16 protein-coding genes are annotated in these 20,874 nt (G+C 71.3%); 12 read left to right on the top strand and 4 right to left on the bottom strand.

Translation table 11 applies throughout. The annotated features are described in order from the left end of the window. Positions 1-4: 4 nt before the first annotated feature. From ACFWPA_RS08045 to ACFWPA_RS08010, 8 genes are all read left to right on the top strand, one after another. Positions 5-2,518, top strand: coding sequence for a DUF4118 domain-containing protein (locus tag ACFWPA_RS08045; protein ID WP_378506601.1), 2,514 nt, complete (start codon positions 5-7; stop codon positions 2,516-2,518). Next, positions 2,519-3,199 carry a response regulator gene (locus ACFWPA_RS08040; protein WP_378506602.1) on the top strand — a complete coding sequence of 227 codons (681 nt, stop codon included), beginning with the start codon at positions 2,519-2,521 and terminating at the stop codon, positions 3,197-3,199. Between the two features lie 49 nt (positions 3,200-3,248). After that, the gene (locus ACFWPA_RS08035) at positions 3,249-3,692 is read left to right on the top strand and encodes an OsmC family protein (RefSeq protein WP_378506603.1); all 444 of its coding nucleotides are present in this window, start codon (positions 3,249-3,251) and stop codon (positions 3,690-3,692) included. Between the two features lie 13 nt (positions 3,693-3,705). After that, positions 3,706-4,914 carry an SMP-30/gluconolactonase/LRE family protein gene (locus ACFWPA_RS08030; RefSeq protein WP_378569956.1) on the top strand — a complete coding sequence of 403 codons (1,209 nt, stop codon included), beginning with the start codon at positions 3,706-3,708 and terminating at the stop codon, positions 4,912-4,914. 11 nt (positions 4,915-4,925) lie between these two features. Continuing rightward, positions 4,926-5,207, top strand: coding sequence for an acylphosphatase (locus ACFWPA_RS08025; RefSeq protein WP_378506605.1), 282 nt, complete (start codon positions 4,926-4,928; stop codon positions 5,205-5,207). 174 nt (positions 5,208-5,381) lie between these two features. Next, entirely contained in the window at positions 5,382-5,891 is a 510-nt protein-coding gene (locus tag ACFWPA_RS08020; protein ID WP_378506748.1) for a hypothetical protein, read from the top strand. Continuing rightward, positions 5,891-7,057 (top strand): glutathionylspermidine synthase family protein, encoded by a 1,167-nt coding sequence (locus ACFWPA_RS08015; protein ID WP_378506606.1) that lies wholly within the window; start codon positions 5,891-5,893, stop codon positions 7,055-7,057. The genes ACFWPA_RS08020 and ACFWPA_RS08015 overlap by 1 nt, the downstream gene beginning before the upstream one ends. A 41-nt stretch (positions 7,058-7,098) precedes the next feature. Then, positions 7,099-7,554: a DUF350 domain-containing protein gene (locus tag ACFWPA_RS08010; protein ID WP_378506607.1), complete on the top strand. Its 456-nt coding sequence runs from the start codon at positions 7,099-7,101 to the stop codon at positions 7,552-7,554. A 70-nt stretch (positions 7,555-7,624) separates the two neighbouring features. On the opposite strand, the gene ACFWPA_RS08005 is transcribed toward ACFWPA_RS08010, so the two are convergent. After that, entirely contained in the window at positions 7,625-9,187 is a 1,563-nt protein-coding gene (locus ACFWPA_RS08005; RefSeq protein WP_378569955.1) for an APC family permease, read from the bottom strand. 154 nt (positions 9,188-9,341) lie between these two features. Here ACFWPA_RS08005 and ACFWPA_RS08000 point away from each other — a divergent pair, with 154 nt between their 5' ends. Both ACFWPA_RS08000 and smc read left to right on the top strand, forming a co-directional pair. Further along, on the top strand, positions 9,342-10,106 hold the full coding sequence (locus ACFWPA_RS08000) for a VOC family protein (RefSeq protein ID WP_378506609.1): 765 nt from the start codon (positions 9,342-9,344) through the stop codon (positions 10,104-10,106). Positions 10,107-10,166: 60 nt separating this feature from the next. After that, positions 10,167-13,775 (top strand): chromosome segregation protein SMC, encoded by a 3,609-nt coding sequence (gene smc / locus ACFWPA_RS07995; RefSeq protein ID WP_378569954.1) that lies wholly within the window; start codon positions 10,167-10,169, stop codon positions 13,773-13,775. A gap of 98 nt (positions 13,776-13,873) precedes the next feature. Here the strand turns inward: smc and ACFWPA_RS07990 are convergent, their stop codons facing one another. Genes ACFWPA_RS07990 through ACFWPA_RS07980 form a run of 3 tightly spaced genes read right to left on the bottom strand, consistent with a single transcriptional unit; the run spans position 13,874 to position 18,377 of the window. Continuing rightward, positions 13,874-15,658: an amidohydrolase family protein gene (locus ACFWPA_RS07990; RefSeq protein WP_378569953.1), complete on the bottom strand. Its 1,785-nt coding sequence runs from the start codon at positions 15,656-15,658 to the stop codon at positions 13,874-13,876. Continuing rightward, positions 15,655-17,313: a class I adenylate-forming enzyme family protein gene (locus ACFWPA_RS07985; protein WP_378569952.1), complete on the bottom strand. Its 1,659-nt coding sequence runs from the start codon at positions 17,311-17,313 to the stop codon at positions 15,655-15,657. The genes ACFWPA_RS07990 and ACFWPA_RS07985 overlap by 4 nt, the downstream gene beginning before the upstream one ends. Before the next feature lie 23 nt (positions 17,314-17,336). Further along, on the bottom strand, positions 17,337-18,377 hold the full coding sequence (locus ACFWPA_RS07980; protein WP_378506749.1) for an NAD(P)-dependent alcohol dehydrogenase: 1,041 nt from the start codon (positions 18,375-18,377) through the stop codon (positions 17,337-17,339). 247 nt (positions 18,378-18,624) lie between these two features. Here ACFWPA_RS07980 and ACFWPA_RS07975 point away from each other — a divergent pair, with 247 nt between their 5' ends. Both ACFWPA_RS07975 and ftsY read left to right on the top strand, forming a co-directional pair. Then, positions 18,625-19,251: a TetR/AcrR family transcriptional regulator gene (locus tag ACFWPA_RS07975; protein ID WP_378506613.1), complete on the top strand. Its 627-nt coding sequence runs from the start codon at positions 18,625-18,627 to the stop codon at positions 19,249-19,251. A gap of 56 nt (positions 19,252-19,307) precedes the next feature. Beyond that, on the top strand, positions 19,308-20,735 hold the full coding sequence (gene ftsY / locus ACFWPA_RS07970) for a signal recognition particle-docking protein FtsY (RefSeq protein ID WP_378569951.1): 1,428 nt from the start codon (positions 19,308-19,310) through the stop codon (positions 20,733-20,735). Positions 20,736-20,874: the final 139 nt, after the last annotated feature.

Here is a 20,874-nt window from a genome sequence, read left to right as displayed (position 1 = left end):
CGGGGTGAGTGACAGCGACACCGCCCCCCGCCGGGGCGAGCTCCGGATCTACCTCGGCGCCGCGCCGGGCGTCGGGAAGACGTACGCGATGCTCGGCGAGGCGCACCGGCGGCGGGAGCGAGGCACCGATGTGGTCGTGGCCGTGGTGGAGACCCACGGCCGCGCCCGCACCGCGGCGCAGATCGGTGATCTGGAGCTCGTCCCGCCGCGGCTCGTCGAATACCGGGGCACCCGGATGGGGGAGCTGGACGTCGACGCGGTGCTGCGCAGGCGCCCGGCGCTCGTCCTCGTCGACGAGCTCGCGCACACCAACACCCCGGGCAGCCGCAACGAGAAGCGGTGGCAGGACGTCGAGGAACTGCTCGCCGCGGGCATCGACGTGCTCTCCACCGTGAACGTCCAGCACCTCGAATCGTTGAACGACGTGGTGCAGCAGATCACCGGGGTCGTGCAGCGGGAGACGCTTCCCGACGCGGTGGTGCGCGGCGCCACCCAGGTCGAGCTGGTGGACATCACTCCGGAGGCGTTGCGGCGCAGGCTGTCCCACGGGAACGTGTACGCGGCGGAGAAGGTCGACGCGGCGTTGAGTAACTACTTCCGGCGCGGAAACCTCACCGCGCTGCGGGAACTGGCGCTGCTCTGGGTCGCCGACCAGGTGGACGCCGCGCTCGCGAAGTATCGCGCGGAGAACGCGATCACCGATACCTGGGAGGCCAGGGAACGAGTGGTTGTCGCGGTCACCGGCGGTCCGGAGTCCGACACCCTGATCCGCAGGGCCAGCCGGATCGCGTCGAAGGCCAGCGCCGAACTGATGGTCGTGCACGTGGTCCGCGGTGACGGACTGGCCGGGGTGTCGGCGGCGGAGATGGGGAAGGTACGCCGGCTCGCCGCGAGCATCGGTGCCACCCTGCACAGCGTCGTCGGCGACGACGTCCCCGCCACCCTGCTCGACTTCGCCCGCTCCGCGAACGCGACGCAGCTGGTGCTCGGCACCTCGCGTCGGTCCCGGTGGGCGCGGATCGTCGACGAGGGCATCGGCGCCACCGTCGTCCAACGGTCCGGCGGGATCGACGTGCACATGGTCACCCACGGCGAGACAACGCCGTCCCGCCGCTGGCTGGCGGGGGGCTCCCGACCGCGCCGCGCGGTGTCGTGGATCGCGGCGCTGCTCGTCCCGTCGGCCGCGGCCCTGCTGATGTGGGCGGTGAACACCCGATTCGAGGTCGGTGGCGAGAGCGCACTGTTCTTCATCGTGGTGCTCGTCGTCGCGCTGCTCGGCGGTGTCGCGCCGGCGGTGCTGTCGGCGTTGATCTCCGGGTTGCTGCTGAATTACTTCTTCACGCCACCGCTGCGCAGCTTCACGATCGCCGAACCCGACAACTTCATCACCACCGTGGTGCTGCTGGTCGTCGCGGTCGCGGTCGCGGTGCTCGTCGACGAGGCCGCGAAGCGGGCTCGCGAGGCGCGCCGGGCGTCGCAGGAGGCGGAACTGCTTGCGCTGTTCGCCGGCTCCGTCCTCCGCGGCGCCGACCTGCCTGCGCTGCTGGGGAAGGTGCGGGAAACCTACGGGCAGCGGGCGGTCGCCGTCCTGCACCGCACGAGCGGCGTCGTCAGCGCGGTCGGGGACGAGCCGCCCTGCGGGATTGAGGACGCGGACACCGTCTGCGAGGTCGACGAGTACGCGTTGGTGCTCCGCGGCGCCGAGGTCGCCGCCAGGGACCGGCGGGTGCTCACCGCAGTCGCGAATCAGGCGGTCGGGCTGATCCGGCAGGAACAGTTGGCCGCCGAGGCCAGTGCGGCACGGGCGCTGGCCGAGGCCGATCGGTTGCGCAGGGCACTGCTCGCTGCGGTGAGCCACGACCTGCGCACCCCGCTGGCCGCGGTGAAGGCCGCGGTGTCGAGCCTGCGCAGCGACGACGTCGAGTTCTCGCCCGAGGACACCGCGGAACTGCTTGCCACGGTGGAGGAGTCGACCGATCAGCTGACCAACCTCGTCGGCAACCTGCTCGACTCGTCGCGGCTCGCGGCCGGGGTGGTGCGCCCGGCGCTGCGCCCGGTGTACCTCGACGAGGTGGTGCACCGCGCGCTCGTCGGCGTCGGGGTCGGCACCGCCGTCGGATCCGCACGGACGGTGGGGGACCGGGTGCGGGTCGAGGTCGGCGCGCATGCCGTCATGGCGGACGGCGGCCTGCTGGAACGGGTGGTGGCGAACCTGGTGGACAACGCGTTGCGGTACGCGCCGGACACGGTGGTGCGGATCGGCGCCGCCGCGGTCGCGGACCGGGTGCTGATCACGGTGGCGGACAACGGGCCCGGGATCGCCCGCGGGTCGGAGGAGCAGATGTTCGACTCCTTCCAGCGACTCGGCGATCGGGACACCACCACCGGGGTCGGGCTCGGATTGTCGGTGGTGCGCGGCTTCGTCGACGCGATGGGCGGCAGCGTCACCGCCACCGACACCCCGGGCGGCGGACTGACGATGGTGGTGGATCTTGCGGGAATCGGGAAGGCTGACTGAGTGACACGGATATTGGTGATCGACGACGAACCGCAGATCCTGCGTGCGTTGCGGATCAACCTGAGTGTGCGCGGCTACGAGGTGACCACGGCCGCCAACGGGGCGGCGGCGCTGCGGGCGGCCGCCGAACGGCACCCGGAGGTGATCGTCCTCGACCTCGGCCTGCCGGACATGGACGGCATCGAGGTGCTCGCCGGGCTGCGCGGGTGGACCACCGTTCCGGTGATCGTGCTGTCCGCGCGGACCGATTCGTCGGACAAGGTGGCCGCGCTCGACGCGGGCGCCGACGACTACGTCACCAAGCCGTTTGGCATGGACGAGTTCCTGGCCCGGCTGCGTGCGGCGGTCCGGCGCGGCACCGCGGCCGCGGACGTCGGCGTCCCGGTCGTCGTCACCGACTCGTTCACGGTGGACCTGGCCGCGAAGAAGGTGACCAAGGGGGACCGGGAGGTCCACCTGACGCCGACCGAGTGGGGCATGCTTGAGATGCTGGTGCGCAACAAGGGCAAGCTCGTCGGGCAGAAGGAACTGCTGCGCGAGGTGTGGGGCCCGGCGTATGCGACCGAAACGCACTACCTGCGCGTGTATCTCGCGCAACTTCGCCGCAAACTCGAGGACGACCCGTCCACTCCCCGCCATCTGATCACCGAACCGGGGATGGGCTATCGGTTCCAGGAATGAGGGGACGGGTCCGCGTCCGGGCCAGGGACGGCAATGGCAGGATTGGGCCATGACCGACCAGAGCCCCGAGACCGCCCCCGCCGCGACCGACTTGTGGGTCGAGCGCACCGGCACCCGCCGCTACACCGGCCGCAGCTCACGTGGCGCGGAGGTGCTGATCGGCTCCGAGTCGGTCGAGGGCGTGTTCACGCCGGGCGAGCTGCTGAAGATCGCGCTCGCGGCGTGCAGCGGGATGAGCTCCGATCTGCCGCTCTCGCGCAGGCTCGGCGACAACTACGACGCCACGGTGCGGGTTTCCGGCGCCGCCGACCGGGAGAACGAGGTGTACCCGGTGCTCGAGGAGGTGCTCGAGCTCGATCTCAGCGAACTCGACGCGGAGGCCCAGCAGCGGCTGATCACCGTCGTCGAGAAGTCGATCGACAAGGTCTGCACGGTCGGTCGCACGCTGAAAAGCGGCACCGTCGTTCGGCTTTCGATTGAAACCGATTCGTGATCTGATGGGCGCCATGACTCTGTCCCGCGTTGCGATGGTCGGCGCGGTGGTCGCCGGCGTGGTCGCCGGTGCACCACTGGCCGCCGCACAGCCCGCCCCGGTCACGCCGACCCCGGTCACGCCGTCGCCCACTCCGACGCCGTCGTCCGCACCGACGCCGTCGTCCGCACCGACGAGCACGCTGCCGATCCCGCAGGTGCAGCTGCCCGAGCTGGAAGTGGAACTCCCCGCCCTGCCGCCGCTTCCGTCGTTGCCCGCGCTGCCGCAGCTGCCCGGTGCGCCTGCCGCGACCACCACCGCCGCGGCCCCGACGACGACCACGGCGCCGCAGTCGACGGCCGTGCCCGCGCCCGCTGTCGCGTCCACCCCCGCCATCCCCGCCACCCCCGCCGCGGCACCCGCCTGCACGCCGTGGACGGTCGACACCGTCGCGAGCGGATTCGGGGTCCTGGAGAACCTGGCGTTCGACGGGGGACGGATGCTGCTGTCGGAGAGCCCGGCCCTCGGCGAGGGCGCGATCCGCACGCTGACGCCCAAGGGCGACAAGGGCACGCTGGTGTCCGGCGTCGCGTCGCCCGGCGGACTCGTCGTCGACGGCGATCGGGTGGTGTTCACCACCGGCAACAACGTGATGGCCGGCCTCTACAACGGAACCAACGGCACCGTCGAGTCGGTGAGCCTGGACGGCGCGGACCGCACCACCCTCGCCGAGGGGCTGACGATGCCGAACGGCCTCGCCATACTGGCCGACGGCGACCTCCTCGTCACCCAGGCCCTCGGCAACGACCCGGGCCTGATCCGGATCCCGGAGGGGGAGACGGACGCCGAACGGGTCCGCACGGACGTCGGCTCCGCGAACGGCCTCGTCACGGCCGGTTCACGGGTATATGTCGGCAACACCTTCGACAAGCGCACCGAGATCCACGTCCTCGACGCCGCGGACCTGACCGGTGACGCCACCACGTTCACCCTGCCGGGGAACGGCCACACCAACGCGGGTGACGACCTGACCGTCGACTCCGACGGCCGGATCTACATGGCGCTGGGTGGCGCTGGCACGGTGGTGCGTCTCGACCCCGCGACCGGGGACACCTGCGAGCTCGCGTCCGGGTTGCCGCTCACCTCGTCCGTCCGGTTCGGCGAGGGCGAGGGCTGGAACGCGACGTCGCTGTACACCACCGGTTTCGACGGCACCGTGCACCGTCTCACGCCGGCACCCTGAGAGTGGACGGCGTGGACGCGCAGCGGGTCCGGCTGACGGCCTGGGTGCACGGCACCGTGCAGGGTGTCGGCTTCCGGTGGTGGACCCGCTCGCGTGCACTCGAACTGGGCCTGGTCGGGCACGCGACCAACCGCCCCGACGGCCGGGTCCTGGTGATCGCCGAGGGCTCGCGGCGGGACTGCGAGCGGCTGCTGGACCTGCTGACCTCGGGCTCGACGCCCGGCGTCGTCGACCTGGTCGTCGAGAGCTGGTCGGACGCGGCCGGGAACCTGGTCGGATTCGTCGAGCGCTGACCCGGCCGTCCGCTGCGGCGGCGGTCGGGGGTGCCGCGCGGGCCGCGGGGCCCGGTGGCCTAGGGTCGGCTGCGGACACCGACACACGAGGGGGAGGGGTCGATGGGACCCGACGAGCAGGACCCGCGCACCCGCGCCGGTGACGACGGCGAGGCCCGGCCCGCTGCGGGACGCATCCGCCGTCAGGACCCGGGAACGACCACGCCGCGCCCGCCGACCGTCGGCGAGGCCCGCGCCCGCGACAAGGCCCGCCGTGCCCGCGAGGAGCAGGACAGGTTGGCCGCCGAGCAGGCGGAGAAGGACGAAGCGAAGCGTCGGACCCGGCGCAAGGCGATGATCGGCGGCGTCGCCGTCGTCGGCATCGTCGGGTTGGTCGCGCTCGGCTACTCGGTGCTCTCGTCGGACGAGGTCGAGGCCACCTGCATCGACCCCGACACCGAGGTCGTCGTCGACGAGTCCTACTGCACCACGGGCACACCCGGCTCCGGTTCGTCGGCGGGGATGTTCATCTACGCCGGGTCGACCTACCGCTACTACTACGGCGGGAAGAGCGGACCGGTCGGCACCAAGGTGTCCGGCGGCACCGTCGTCACCCCGAAGGGAACCACCATCAAGACCAAGTCCGGCACCACGGTCCAGCGCGGCGGGTTCGGGAGCAAGAGCTCCGGAAGCGTCGGCACCTGATGCGCCGCGTCCGCAGCACCCCGCGGCCGGGCTGGCGGGAAACCGTCGCCGCGCAGGGCATGGTGTTCGGCACGCCCGCCCGGATGGCGGACGGCACCGACCGGCCCTACTGGGACGAATCCGTGCACTACGAGTTCGACATGGACGAGATCCTCGCGCTGGAGGCGGACGTCGAACTGCTGCACTCGATGTGCCTGAAGGCCGTCGACCACGTCATCCTCACCGAGCGGTACCGCGACTTCGGGCTGCCGGAGTGGACGTGGGAACCGATCGCTGAATCCTGGCGCCGCGGCGACCCGCACGTGTACGGCCGTTTCGACCTCCGGTACGACGCGCGGCGCCCGGCGAAGCTGCTCGAGTACAACGCGGACACCCCGACGACGCTGTTGGAGGCGTCGATCCTGCAGTGGCACTGGCTGACCGACACCCACCCCGGCGACGATCAGTGGAACTCCCTGCACGAGAAGCTGGTTGCGCGCTGGGCCGAGATCCGTTCCCAGCTTCCCAGTGCCGAACTGCATCTCGCGTGGTCGAGCGCCGACCTCAGCGGCGAGGACAATGTCACCGTCGCCTACATGCAGGAATGCGCCGCCGAGGCGGGGCTGGACACCGTCGCCCTCGCGATCGAGGAGGTCGGCTTCGACGCCGACCTGCACCGGTTCGTCGACCTCGAGGAGGCGCCGATCTCCAGCCTGTTCAAGCTGTATCCGTGGGAGTGGATCCTCGACGACGAGTTCGGAAGGCGCGCACTCGAACTCCTGCCGGAGACGCTGTGGGTGGAGCCGCTGTGGAAGGCGATCCTGAGCAACAAGGCGATCCTCGCCGTGCTGTGGGAGATGTACCCCGGGCACCCGAACCTGCTGCCCGCCTACCTCGACGACCCGCACGAGCTGACCGAGTACGTGCGCAAGCCGAAGCTCGGCCGCGAGGGTGCCAACGTGTCGATCGTCGGTGCGGGCATGGACACCGCGACCGGCGGCATCTACGGGGAGGAGGGGTTCGTGTATCAGTTGCTCGACCCGCTCCCCGCATTCGACGGGATGCGGCCCGCGCTCGGCGCGTGGATCGTCGGTGACGAGGCGGCCGGGCTCGGCATCCGGGAGACCGCGGGCCTGGTCACCGATGACGGCGCCGCCTTCGTGCCGCACCGCATCCCGCAGCCCTGACCCAGGAAGTACCTCACCCACCCGATGAACGGAGTACCTCGATGACCACTGCGGTGGTAGCCCTCGGCAGCGACTACTGGTCCACCCTCGGCCGCGGGGTGTCCGCGATCGTGCTGTACGCGATCCTCGGCCTCGCCCTGATGGTGCTCGGCTTCTTCGCGATCGACTGGACCACCCCAGGCAAGCTCCGCGACCTGGTGCGGGCGGGCAGGCCGAACGCGGCGGTCGTGACCGCGTCCGGGATGGTGAGCATGGCGCTCATCATCGTGCTCGCGATCTACGCCTCGTCCGGCAAGCTCGTCGAGGGCCTGATCTACAGCGCCGTGTTCGGGCTCGTCGGCATCGCCGCCCAGGTCATCTCGGTTCGCCTTGTTGAACTCGTCACCGCCATCGACATCGGTGAGGTGCTCGACCGGGAGCGGTTCACACCGGAGGTCCTCGTCGTCGCCGCCGCCCACGTGGCGCTCGGCCTGATCGTGGCGTTCGCCATTCTCTGACCCCGCCGCCCTGCAGTGAACGGGGGTTCATGTGTCAAGTCCGGACGCCGGATGACACATGAACCCCCGTTCAACGTTTCGGGGAGTTGGGGAGTCCGCGGTCGATGGTGTCGCCGTCGAAGAACGCGGGCTCGCGGCGCCGGCACCACCACATCAGTGGCAGGCCGATCGCCATCGAACCGACCCCGATCAGGAACACCCCGCCGACCTGCCAGTGCGGCGCGAACGGCAGCGTCCAGTACGTCTCGCCGTAGTCCGCGGCAAACGAGGTCACGGCCGTCCACGCCGCGGCAAACACCAGCATCGCCCCGCCCGCCAGCGGAAGGAGCACCCGCATCCACCGCTCGCGGCCACCGGCCCGCAGGTCGGCGCGGTACAGCCAGGCGCAGGCCAGGCCCGTCATCCCGTAGTAGAAGCCGACCGCGATACCGATCGCGGCGACGGAGTCGTAGATCAGGTCGCCCGCGGCGAGGAAGTTGAATACCACGTAGAGGACGGCGGACACCCCGCCCATCGCGAGGGTCGACACCGTCGGGGTCCGGAACCGCGGGTGCACGGTCGCGAAGTTCGCGGGCAGCGCCCTGAACACGCCCATCGCCAGGGTGGTCCGCGCGGTCGGCAGGATCGTCGTCTGCGTCGAGGCGACCGCCGAGGTGAGGATCATCAGCAGCAGCACGTGCACGGCGAACACCCCGAGCGGTCCGTCCCCGAACACCGCGGTGCCGAGCGCGGCGAAGAAGTCGTCGAAGTGGTCGGGGTTGGCGAGTCCGGTGCCCTCGGCCGACACGCCAGCAAAGGACTGCGCGGCGATCGTCACCAGCACGTACAGCGCGACTAGGACGATCGTGGAGATGACCGCGGACCGGCCGGGGGTGCGCCGGGAGTCCACGGTCTCCTCGTTGACCGAGACCACCGAGTCCCAGCCCCAGTAGATGAACACCATCAGCAGGATTGCGTTGACGAAGGTGGAGAACGAGCCGATCTCGAACGGGTTGAACCAGCTCCACTGCGGTGTCATCGAGGCCTCCCCGGCGCGGCCGATCCAGACCCGGACCAGGGCCACCGCCGCGAACACGACGAGCGCGACGAACTCGACCGTCAGCAGCACCGACTGGATCCGGGCGGACAGTTCGATCCCGCGGAAGCACAGCCACGTCATCGCGAGCATGAACGCGACACCCAGGACCAGCACCGCGACGTGGGTCGGGTCGTGTCCGATGCCGTCCGCGCCGAACAGCAGGAACGTGTACTGGCCCGCCACCTGCGCCATGCTCGCCATCACCAGGACATCAGCGACGACGATGGCCCAGCCTGCCATCCAGCCCCAGGCCGGCCCGAACGCCCGGGTCGCCCACACGAACGTGGTGCCGCAGTCGGGGTCGGCGCGGTTGAGTTGCTGATACCCGAACGCCGCGAACAGGATCGGAACGAACGCCAGCAGCGCGACGATCGGCGCCTGCAACCCGACCGCAGCGACCACCAGCCCCAGGGTCGCGGCGATGCTGTAGGCGGGTCCCGCCGACGCGACCCCGATCGCCACACTCGAGGCGAGGGTCAACGCCCCCGCCCGCAACCCCTTCTCGGGGACGTCCACGTCGCCACGCATTGCGGCCTGCGCCGCACCATCGATCACTGGCGGCAGCCTAGGGCACGGGTGCGGACCGCGGACCCGGTGCCCCCGCCCGGCTCGGCTGGCGCCGGGGCCGTCGACGATGGAGGCTGGGACGGTCCGCCGGTCGCCGGCCCCGGGTCGGCCCGCTGTCGATGCAACCCCCCAAGGAGCAGCGATGAGCACGATCACCACCAACCAGCCGCTCGGCACCCCCACCTGGATCGATCTTGGAATCCCCGACCTGGATCGCGCGATGTCGTTCTACGGCGCGGTCCTCGGCTGGGAGTTCGACGTCGGCCCCGAGGAGTACGGCCGGTACACGATGTGCCTGGTCGGGGGGAAGAAGGTCGCGGCGATGATGCCGAACCCGGATCCAGCCGCGTCGGACTTCTGGTGGAGCGTGTATCTGGCGACGGACGACCTCGACACCACCGTCGCGCGCTGCCGGGACCACGGCGGCGAGCTGCTGGTGGACCCGATGGACGTGATGGACCAGGGGCGGATGGCGATCGTCCGCGACCCGTCCGGCGCGCAGGTCGGGCTGTGGCAGGGGCGGGCGCACGTCGGCTGCGAACTGGTGAACGAGGCGGGCGCACTGCTGCGCAACGACCTGGTGACCCCCGACCCCGGCGCCGCCCGCGACTTCTACGCCGCGGTGTTCGACTTCACCCTGGACGGGAACGAGGACATGCCGGACATGGACTTCACCTTCCTGCGCAGGCCCGACGGACACGAGATCGGCGGCATCGCCGGCGACCCGAGCGCCGCCACCTCGGCGTGGGGCACGCTGTTCCAGGTCGACGACGCGGACGCGGCGGTCGCGGCGGCGCGGGCCTGCGGTGGGACCGCGGAGGACGCCGCGGACATGATCTACGGCCGGATCGCCGAGATCACCGACCCGTTCGGCGCCCGATTCACCGTCGGTTGCCCGCACGGGTAGCCCGCGGTCCTGGCGCGGGGTGGCGGAATCGGTCGGTGTGGTGCCGTAATCTCATCGGCTGTGCATCTCAAGAGTCTGACGCTGAAAGGATTCAAGTCCTTCGCCTCCGCGACGACTCTGCGTTTCGAGCCGGGCATCACCTGCGTCGTCGGACCGAACGGGTCCGGCAAGTCGAACATTCTCGACGCGTTGACCTGGGTGATGGGCGAGCAGGGCGCCAAGGCGTTGCGCGGCGGCAAGATGGAGGACGTCATCTTCGCCGGCACCAGCGGCCGGGCCGCGCTCGGCCGTGCCGAGGTGACCTTGACGATCGACAACAGCGACGGCGCCCTCCCGATCGAGTACTCGGAGGTGTCCGTCACCCGGCGGATGTTCCGCGACGGCGCGGGCGAGTACGAGATCAACGGCACCTCCTGCCGGTTGATGGACGTGCAGGAACTGTTGTCCGATTCCGGAATCGGCAGGGAGATGCACGTCATCGTCGGGCAGGGCCGCCTCGCGGCGATCCTGGAGTCCCGGCCCGAGGACCGCCGCGCGTTCATCGAGGAGGCCGCGGGCGTCCTCAAGCACCGCAAACGCAAGGAAAAGGCGGTCCGCAAGCTCGACTCGATGCAGGCCAACCTGGCCCGGCTGACCGACCTGACCACCGAACTGCGGCGCCAGCTCAAACCGCTCGGCAGGCAGGCCGAGGTGGCACGCCGCGCGCAGACCGTGCAGGCCGACCTGCGCGACGCCCGGCTCCGGCTCGCGGCCGACGATCTGGTGACCCGGCGCACCGAGCTGGCCTCGCAGTCCGAGAACGAGGCCATCGCCAGGGCCCAACAGGAGCACGTGCAGGGCGACCTGGAGGAGGCGAGCACCGAACTCGGCGCCCACGAGCAGGCCCTTGCCCGGCTCACCCCCGGCGCGGAGGCCGCCGCGCAGACCTGGTTCCAGCTGTCCGCGCTCGCCGAGCGGGTCGGCGCCACCGTCCGGATCGCGACCGAACGGGCCCGGCACCTCGACGAGGATCCGGTGGCGCATCGGGGCCAGGACCCCGATCAGCTGGACGAGCAGGCCGAGCGGGTCGCCGCCGAGGAGCTGGAACTGCAGGAGGCCGTGGAGATCGCGCGCGCCACCCTCGACGCCGCGCAGGACACCCTCGCCGAGTACGAGGAGGCGGCGGCCGATGCCGAACGCGCCCACATGGCGGCGGTGCGTGCGGTCGCCGACCGGCGTGAGGGCCTGGCCCGGCTGACCGGCCAGGTGGACACGCTGCGCACCCGCGCCGACTCGGTGGACGCCGAGGTGGCCCGCCTGACACTCGCGATCGACGACGCCCGCGCCCGCGGGGACGCCGCACAGGCGGAGTTCGAGTCCGTGCAGGAGCGGGTCGACGAACTCGACGCGGGCGAACTCGGGCTGGACTCGCACCACGAGCGGTCCGTCGCGGCGCTCGAGTCGGCGACGGCGCGGGTCACCGAACTGCAGGACGCCGAGCGCGCCTCGGGTCAGGAGGTCGCGTCGCTGCGCGCCCGGATCGAGGCGCTCGCGATCGGCCTGCAGCAGAAGGACGGCGCAGCGTGGCTGCTCGAGAACCGGTCCGGCGACGGCCTCATCGGTCCGCTGGCCGGGCAGCTGCGGATCGCCGCGGGCTACGAGGCGGCGATCGCCGCGGCGCTCGGTCCGGCGGCCGACGCGGTGGCCGCCGAATCCCTCGACGCGGCGCACGCGGCCGTCGACGCACTCGAGCGGGCCGACGGCGGTCGGGCAGCCCTCGTCGTCACGCACACCCCGGCGCCCGGCGGCGACCCGACCCCGCCGTCTGCCGCCCGAGCTGCGCTCGACCTGGTCGAGCACCCGGCGTCGCTGCGCGGCGCGCTCACCGCGCTGCTCGGAGCGGTGCTGGTCGTCGACGACATCGCGACGGCTACGGATGTCGTTGCCGCGCACCCGCGGTGGCGGGCGGTCACTCGGACCGGCGACCTCGTCGGTGCGGGCTGGGTGATCGGCGGATCGGACCGCAGGCCGTCGACCCTTGAGGTGCAGTCGGCCATTGACGCCTCGACGGCGTCGCTCGCCGATGCCGAGCGGCGATCCGAGGAACTGACCGCCGCGCTGGCCGGCGCCCGCGCAGAGCACGGGGATCGCGCCGAGACCGCCGAGCATGCCCTCGCCGCGCTGCACGAATCCGATGCGGCGATGTCCGCGATCTACGAGCAGCTCGGCCGCCTCGGGCAGGTGGCCCGCGCCGCGCACGCCGAGTCGGATCGGCTCGCCGCGCAGCGTGCCGCAGCCGAATCCGGTCGGGAGGACGCGATCGCGTCCCTGCGGGACCTCGAGGAGCGGTTGACGCTCGCCCAGCAGGAGCAGTCCGGCGGGCCGGGCGCCAACACCGTGATCGACAGCAGCGAACGGGAGGCGGCGTCCGCGGCGCTTGCGGAGGTGCGGGCGGTGGAGGTCGAGTCCCGCCTGTCCCTGCGGACCGCGGAGGAACGAGCGGAATCCGTTCGCGGCAAGGCGGATTCGCTGCGTCGCGCGGCCAGGGCCGAACGGGAGGCGCGGGCGCGCGCCGAACGGGCGATGTCGGCACGGAAGAACGCCGCCGCCGTCGCCGCTGCCGTCGCCGCATCCGGTGTGAAGGTCGCCGCGCATCTCGACACCGTCGTCGCCGCCGCCCTTGCCCATCGCGACGACCTGACCCGTCAACGGGTCGAGCGCGCCACGCAGGTCGAGGCGGTCAAGGAACGGGTCCGGCAGTTGACCGCGCAGCTGACCGCGCTCACCGATGCCGTGCACCGGGACGAGGTGGCCCGCGCGCAGGCCGCGACCCGCATCGAACAGCTCGAGGCCGCGATCTCCGAACAGCACGCCATCGGCCTCGACGACCTGGTCGCCGAGTACGGTCCCGACGTGCCGCTGCCGCCGTCCGAGCTCGAGATCGCCGAGTACGAGCAGGCGAAGGAGCGGGGCGAGCAGGTGGTCGCGCCGACGCCGATGGCCTACGACCGCGCCACTCAGGAACGGCGGGCCAAGCGCGCCGAGAAGGACCTCGCCACCCTCGGTCGAGTGAACCCGCTCGCGCTCGAGGAGTTCGCCGCGCTCGAGGAGCGGTACAACTTCCTGTCCACACAGCTTGAGGACGTCAAGACGGCCCGCAAGGACCTGCTCGGTGTCGTCGCCGACGTCGACGCCCGCATCCTGCAGGTGTTCACCGACGCCTGGGTGGACGTCGAGCGCGAGTTCGTGCAGGTGTTCGGGACGCTGTTCCCCGGCGGGGAGGGCCGTCTACTGCTCACCGACCCGGGCGACATGCTTACTACCGGCATCGAGGTCGAGGCCCGTCCCCCCGGCAAGAAGGTCAAGCGCCTGTCCCTGCTCTCGGGTGGCGAGAAGTCCCTGACCGCGGTCGCGATGCTGGTCGCGATCTTCCGGGCCCGGCCGTCGCCGTTCTACGTGATGGACGAGGTGGAGGCGGCGCTCGACGACACCAACCTGCGGAGGCTGATCAGCCTGTTCGAGCAGCTGCGGGAGAAGTCGCAGCTGATCGTCATCACGCACCAGAAGCCGACGATGGAGATCGCCGACGCGCTCTACGGTGTCAGCATGCGCGGCGACGGCATCACGCAGGTGATTTCGCAGCGGCTGCGCGGCCAGAATGTCGCCGAACCCGCCCCGGTCGCCGACTAGCCACCGCCCCCCTTCCTGACCGAATGTGGGATTCGGTCACTTCAAGTGACCGAATCCCACATTCGGTCAGGGGGGGAGGCGCGGTTGAGGGGGTGCGGTCAGGGGGAGGCGCGCAGGAAGGTCCCGGTTCGCCGGACGCCGAGGACGGGTGTCGGGACCCCGTCGCGGACGACGCATTCGCCGCCGACGAACACCGCGGACACCGCATCCTCGTTCCGGTTCACCATGCGCGACAGTCCGTCGTACTCCGGCACCGGGCACTCGGCGTATGCGTCGAGCGTGGCATCGAGGTGCGCGGGGTCGATCACCACCACGTCGGCCCGGTCACCGATCCGCAGGTGCCCGGCATCGAGCCGATACCAGTCGGCGAGCTCCCCGGTCAGGCGGTGCACCGCCCGTTCCACCGACATGAACGGTGTTCCCGCCCGCTCGGCGTCCTGAACGCGGCGCAGCAACCGCAGTCCGAAGTTGTAGAAGGCCATGTTCCGCAGGTGCGCGCCCGCGTCGGAGAAGCCCAGCTGGATGCCGGGGTCGGCGGCGAACCGGTCGAGCACCGCCGGGCGGTGGTTCGAGATCGTGGTACGCCACCGCACCTTGGTGCCGTGCTCGACGACCAGATCGAGGAACGCGTCGACGGGGTGCACCCCGCCCCGGTCGACCCCGACCTGCCCGAAGGTCTTGCCGATCACCGAAGTGTCCGGGCATTCGACGATCTCGGCGTCGAAGAAGTCCCGGTGCCAGACCCGCGGCCCGTACTTCTTGTCGTAGTCCGCGCGGAAACGTCGCCGGTAGTCCACGTCGGCGAGCAGCGCCCGCCGCTCCTCGATCTGGTTCGACAGGTGCAATGCCTCGGCGCCGGAGCCGAACTCCTCGAACACCGGCAGATCGATGCCGTCCGCGTACACCTCGAACGGCACAGGAAGATGCTGCCAGCGGAAGTCGCCGCCCAGCGCGTTGATCGCCTTCGCCATCGCCGGGAAGAGGTGCGCCGCAGCCGGTGTCGCCTTGACGTCGGCGGCGGAGAGCAGGCTCACCTTCAGCGGACGCCGGAACAGGCCAACGCTGCTCAGCGCCAACGCGACCATCGACTGCGGACGGGCCACGTCGGGGCCCGCCTGCAACGCCCGACCCCGGCGTCGCAGGATTGCGCCGAGCCTGCGGCGCTCCTTCCGCGTCGCATAGGTCGAGGGCAGTGTCCGGGACCGGCAGAGGTCACCGTCGAGCTTGTCGAACAGCAGTTCCTGTGTGGACAGGCCGACGAAGCCCGCGTCGAGCGCCTCCTCCAGCATGGCCGCCATCGCGTCGAGCTCGGCCTGCGTTGGCGCGACCTCCTTGCGGGTCGCCCGGTCCAGTCCCATTTGCGCGGAACGAATGTCCGAATGCCCAAGGAAGGAAGACACGTTCGGGCCCAACGGCAGCGCCTCGATCGCCTCGATGTACTCGTGCGCCGAGGTCCACGTCTTGGATTGGGTGAGCGTGTCGACGACGTGCCTGCGCGGGATGGCCTCGACCCGGCCAAACAGGTCGCCCGCATCGGAGGGGTCCGCGTGGACGGCGGACAGCGAACAGGAACCGAGGAAGACCGAGGTGACGCCGTGCCGCACCGATTCGGGCAGTCCCGGGCTCAGGAGGACCTCGACGTCGTAGTGCGTGTGAATGTCGAGCATGCCCGGCATGACCCACTTGCCGGAGGCGTCGAGCACCTGCGGGCACCCGGTTTCGTCGAGCGGGTCGATCGAGACGACCGCGACCCGCCCGCCGCGGATGCCGAGGTTCCGGATCGCGGACGTGGCGCCGGTGCCGTCGAACCAGCGGCCGTTCCTGATGATGACGTCGAAGCTCGTCCCGTCGCGGGGATCGCCGGGCACCGGTCGGTTCGTCACAGCTGCACCCTCGTTCGCATTGTCTTGCCGGTCGCGTTGCGCGGCAGCGGCGTCGTGGTGATCCGCCACCGGGTCGGCACCTTGAAGTACGCGAGCCGGTCGGCGGCATAGGCGCGCAACGACTCCGCCGACACGTCATCGCCCGGTCGCGTCACCACCACCGCGGCAACCTCCTCCCCGAGGTCCGGGTGGTCGACGCCGATCACCACGCACTCCGCGACGGCCGGATGCTCGTCGAGGCACTGCTCGACCTCGACGGGATAGACGTTCTCCCCGCCCCGCAGGATCAGGTCGGATCGGCGTCCGGTGAGCCGGATCATCCCGCCGTCCAGGACGCCGACGTCGCCGGTGTGCAGCCACCGGTCGTCGGTGATGGCCGCCGCGGTCGCCGCGTCGTCCTCCCAGTAGCCCAGCATCACGTACGGGCTCCGCACGCAGATCTCGCCCTCGGTGCCGTCCGGCACCGGGTCGCCGAACGGGTCGCGGACCTCGACCGCGACACCGATGATCGGGCGGCCCAGGGTGCCGGGGAAGGTGTCCAGGTCCATCGGCGTCGCGACGGACACCGCGGTGCAGCATTCGGTGAGCCCGTAGCTGTCGACCAGCGCATTCCGCGCGAACGGCAGCGTTTCCCGCAGCCGCTCCTGGAAGGTCGGGGACGACGGCGCCGACGCCAGCGCGAACGCGGTCAGCGACGACAGGTCGTACCGGTCCAGGTCGGGGTGGTCGAGGAGACGATTCGCCATCGTCGGCACCGCACCCCAGTTGGTGACCCGTTCCCGTTCGATCAGCCGAAGCACCCGGTCCACGTCGAAGGAACCCTCGTGGATCACCACGGCGCTGCCCGTCGCGAGCCGCGGCACGATCAGATTGTGCAGGCTGGCGATGTGGAACAGGGGAGAGGTGAGCAGGTAGCGCAGATCGCTCGGGCCGTCGGAGGCCGGGGTGCCCGCGAACGCCGCGGTGAGGGCGTCGCTGTAGCGGTGGTAGTCGATGACGGCCACCAGGTTTCGCTGCGAATGCACCGCACCCTTCGGCCGTCCGCTGGTGCCGCTGGTGTACAGAATCGCCGCCGGGTCGTCCTCGTCGACCTCGGTGCGCGGCAGCTCGGCGCCGGCGAACTCCTCCACCAGCCGGGGCAGGTCCGCTTCCATCGTGAGCACCGGCGTGTCCACGGCGAGGCCCTCGAGCCGCGTGGCGCGCGGTCCGTCGACGATCAGCACTGACGGGCGCGTGTGCCCGATCCCGTAGTCGATCTCGCGCGGCGCCCACCAGGCGTTGAATCCGACGGCGATCGCGCCGAGCGACTGGGTGGCCCAGAACGTCAGCACCCACTCGGGCGTGTTGGCGGCGAGGATCGCGACGCGATCGCCCGGTCCGACGCCGTACCGGTCGCGCAGTGCCGTCGCGAGCGCGGCAACGGCGGCGCCGTGCTCCGCGTAGGACATCCGGCGGTCCTCGGTGACCAGGTAGTCGCGGTCGCCGTACTCGAGGGACGCGGCGAGGACGTCGCCGAGGGACCGGTTCCGGCCAACCATCACCGGCATCGCGGCGCCGAGGACGTCCTCGACGCCGAGCTCGAACCGGCCACCGGGCCCGGTGAGCGCGGCGATCACGGAGGCGATCTGCGCCAGGGGATCATCGGCCTTCGTCACGTGTCTTCCTTGTCGTTCGGGGGTCAGGGGACGAGGACCGCGCGGCCCCGGATGTGGCCCGCTTCGAGGCGGTCGAAGGCGTTGCGGGCGTCGCGCAGGTCGAACCGCTCCACCGCGACGACGAGCCGCCCGGTCTGCGCAAGGGTGATCGCGTCAACGAGGTCACCTCGGGTGCCGCCGTACGACTTGCGCACCGACGCACCCCACGGCCAGCCGGGGCCGCCAGCGGCGTCGGCCGTCACCCCGGGGACGCCGCCGCCGAGCCCGATCATCCGGTACGCCCCGTTCGGTGCCACCGACTCGACCGCCATGCGTGCGGTGGCGTCGATGCCGACGAAGTCGAACACCGCGTCCGCGCCGCGACCACCGGTGAGGTCGAGGATCCGGCGGGCGGTGTCCGGGCCGGATTCGAAGGTGACCTCGGCGCCGCAGTGGGCCGCGAGCGCGAGCCGGTCGTCGCCGACGTCGACCGCAACGACCCGGGTCGCGCTGGCCGCGCGGAGGATCTGGACGGCGACGTGCCCGAGGCCGCCGACGCCGATCACCACGGCGGTGGAGCCGGGGCCGAGGTGGTCGCGGGCGCCGCGGATCGCGTGACAGCTGGTCAGTGCGGCGTCGGCGATCGGGGCGGCCTGCAGGAAGTCGAGGTCGCCGATCGGGACGAACGACCGCGCGGGCACCCGGACGTAGTCGGCCATCCCCCCGTCCGGGCCGAGACCGGGACACGGCGGCATCGCGGTGCGGCCCGCCGCCAGGCAGACGTTCTCGTTGCCGGTCAGGCATTCCCGGCACACCCCACACGACCAGCACAGGTAGATCACGCCGCGCTCACCGATGCTGCGGCCGTCGACCGCGTCGCCGACCGCCTCGATCGTGCCCGCGATCTCGTGCCCGAGGGTCAGCGGCTCCTCCCGCATCTTCACCGGGAAGTGCAGCAGGTGCAGGTCGGAGTGGCAGAGGCCCGCCGCGCCGACCCGGATCAGCAGATCGGACGGACCGAGCTCGGGGACCGGGACGTCCCGGACCTCGATCACACCGGGGCCGGTCAGTTGCAGCGCGCGCATCGAGCCGTCGCCGTCCTGTGCGGCCACCGGGGCGGGTGTGCGGGACTCATGGGCGTACTCCTGTGGGTGCGGGGTGCCCGGATTCCGGTGTTTGACCGGAATCGGGCTCGACTCGACCCCAGCAAGCGGCAACGCCCGTGTGATCTGGGCGATAGACTAGTATTCGCTGACGTTGTGTCAAGTGACAAACTTTATGTCTTGTTTATGGCATAGAGTCCAGTCAGTGGGCACCCGCTAGCCTGGGGGCATGGCGGACACGGCCGACAAGCCACGCAAGCGGAAGAGCACCCTGCGGGAGGAGCAGAAGAAGGCGACCCGGGCCAAGATCGAGGAATCCGCCCGGACCCTGTTCAGCGCGCGGGGATACGCCGCAGTCACCGTCGACGACATCGCAGCTCAGGTCGGGTGCAGCCGGGCCACCTTCTACCTGCACTTCACGGCCAAGGTCGACGTGTTGCTGGTCCTGGCCGAGCGGGACATGGCGCCCAGCACCCTCGCGGTGTACCGGGACCTCGACCGGGTCCTCGACACCGGTTCGCGGGAGGAGCTCACCGGCTGGATCACGCGTGCCATCGGGTGGCTCCAGCAGAACAAGGACATGCTCCAGGCCTGGGACGAGGCGACCGTGCTCGAGCCGGACATGCAGGCCGTCGCCCGCCACGGGATGCTCGCCCTGCCGAACGCGATGACGACGTACCTCGACCGCTGGCCCGAGGACCGGCGCGACGAGGCCCGGCTGCGGGTCGATCTCCTGCTCACGCAGCTCGAACGCTTCTTCACCCGGTGGGCGGTGCAGGGCACGATCGACGTGACCGCGGAGACGGCGGCGGAGGTGCTCACCGACATCTGGTTCCCGGCCCTGTCGGCTCCATGACCGTCGGCAGGCGCACCATGTGCGCCGCAGGCCGCGCGGCCTGAGAGTATGGGTCGGTGACTACCGGAGCTTGGATCGCCATCGCGGCCGTACTGGCCGTCCTCATCGTTGCCCTCGTCGTCGGTGGGGTGCTGTACCGGCGACGGCAGGTCAGCCTGACCCCGAAGACCGAGCGGCCCGAGGCGCTCGGCGAGGCCACCGACCGGTCGGGCGGGTACACGTCGGCGGGCGGCTTCAACTTCAGTGAGGGGAGCACGGCCACCGCCCCGCCCGCGCCGAAGCCGGTGCCAGCGGAACCGAAGGTCGTCGAGAAGCCGGTCGTCGAGGAGCCGGTCGTCGAGGAGCCGGTCGTCGAGGAGCCGGTGGTGGAGGAGCCCACGGCCGCCGAGCCGGTCGTCGAGACGCCTGCGGTTGAAGAGCAGTCCGCGGCCCCCGCCGACGAAGCGCCGGTCGCCGAGCCGGTCGTCGCCGAGCCGGTCGTTGAGGAGCCCGTCGTCGAGGAGCCGGCCGCGGCGCCCGCCCCGGAACCGGAGGCGCCCGCTGCGCCCGTCATCGAGGAGATCGCGCCGACCGAGGGCAGGCTCGACCGGCTCCGCGGCCGTCTCTCCCGATCCCAGAACGCGGTCGGCAAGTCGCTGCTCGGCCTGCTCGGCGGCGGCGACCTGGACGAGGACTCCTGGGAGGAGATCGAGGACACCCTGATCATCGCCGACCTCGGCAGCGCCGTGACCGAGGAGGTCGTCGGGAAGTTGCGGGCGGAGATCGCGTCCGGCAACGTCAAGACCGAGGCGCAGGCCCGCGCGCTGCTCCGCAAGGTGCTGATCGAGGCGCTGCACCCGGAGATGGACCGCTCGATCCGGGCGTTGCCGCACGATGCGACCCCCGGCGTCCTGCTCGTGGTCGGCGTCAACGGCACCGGCAAGACCACCAGCACCGGCAAGCTCGCGCGGGTGCTCGTCGCGGACGGCCGCCGGGTGCTGCTCGGCGCCGCCGACACCTTCCGCGCCGCGGCAGCGGACCAGCTGCAGACGTGGGCCGAGCGGGTCGGTGCCGAGGTTGTCCGCGGACCCGAGGGCGGGGACCCCGCCGCGATCGCGTTCGACTCCGTCACCAAGGGCATCGAGACCGGTGTGGACGTCGTCATCGTCGACACCGCGGGCCGCCTGCACACCAAGACCGGCCTGATGGACGAGCTCGGCAAGGTCAAGCGGGTCGTCGAGAAGCGGGCCGTGGTCGACGAGGTGCTGCTGGTGCTCGACTCGACCGTCGGGCAGAACGGGCTCGTCCAGGCCCGGGTGTTCGCGGAGGTCGTCGACATCACCGGCGTCGTGCTCACCAAGCTCGACGGCACCGCGAAGGGCGGCATCGTGTTCCAGGTGCAGCACGAGCTGGGTGTGCCGGTGAAGCTGGTCGGGCTCGGTGAGGGCGCCGACGATTTGGCGCCGTTCGAGCCGGAGGCGTTCGTGGACGCGCTCCTCGGCTGAACCGCGGCAGCAGGCCGAGGGGAAGCCCCGGCGGGTCGCACGGGGCAACAACTCGGCCTGTCAGGGCCGCGAAACCTAGTAGCAACACACATCCGCGATGCGTTCACGTGCGCGAAACGCGAGGGCGTCACAGCCGAAA

Origin of the sequence: Rhodococcus sp. NPDC058505 (genome assembly GCF_042720095.1) — a bacterium.
GTDB lineage: Bacteria > Actinomycetota > Actinomycetes > Mycobacteriales > Mycobacteriaceae > Rhodococcus_G.
Note: the sequence above shows the minus strand (reverse complement) of the source record. Positions and strands in the feature narration are given on the sequence as shown.

Coding starts and splice junctions, on each gene's coding strand:
- ACFWPA_RS08015 (WP_378506606.1), top strand. CDS start 5,891: ATGCGCCGCGTCCGCAGCACCCCGCGGCCGGGCTGGCGGGAAACCGTC.
- ACFWPA_RS08000 (WP_378506609.1), top strand. CDS start 9,342: ATGAGCACGATCACCACCAACCAGCCGCTCGGCACCCCCACCTGGATC.
- ACFWPA_RS07980 (WP_378506749.1), bottom strand. CDS start 18,377: ATGCGCGCGCTGCAACTGACCGGCCCCGGTGTGATCGAGGTCCGGGAC.
- ACFWPA_RS07975 (WP_378506613.1), top strand. CDS start 18,625: ATGGCGGACACGGCCGACAAGCCACGCAAGCGGAAGAGCACCCTGCGG.
- ACFWPA_RS08030 (WP_378569956.1), top strand. CDS start 3,706: ATGACTCTGTCCCGCGTTGCGATGGTCGGCGCGGTGGTCGCCGGCGTG.
- ACFWPA_RS08010 (WP_378506607.1), top strand. CDS start 7,099: ATGACCACTGCGGTGGTAGCCCTCGGCAGCGACTACTGGTCCACCCTC.
- ACFWPA_RS08035 (WP_378506603.1), top strand. CDS start 3,249: ATGACCGACCAGAGCCCCGAGACCGCCCCCGCCGCGACCGACTTGTGG.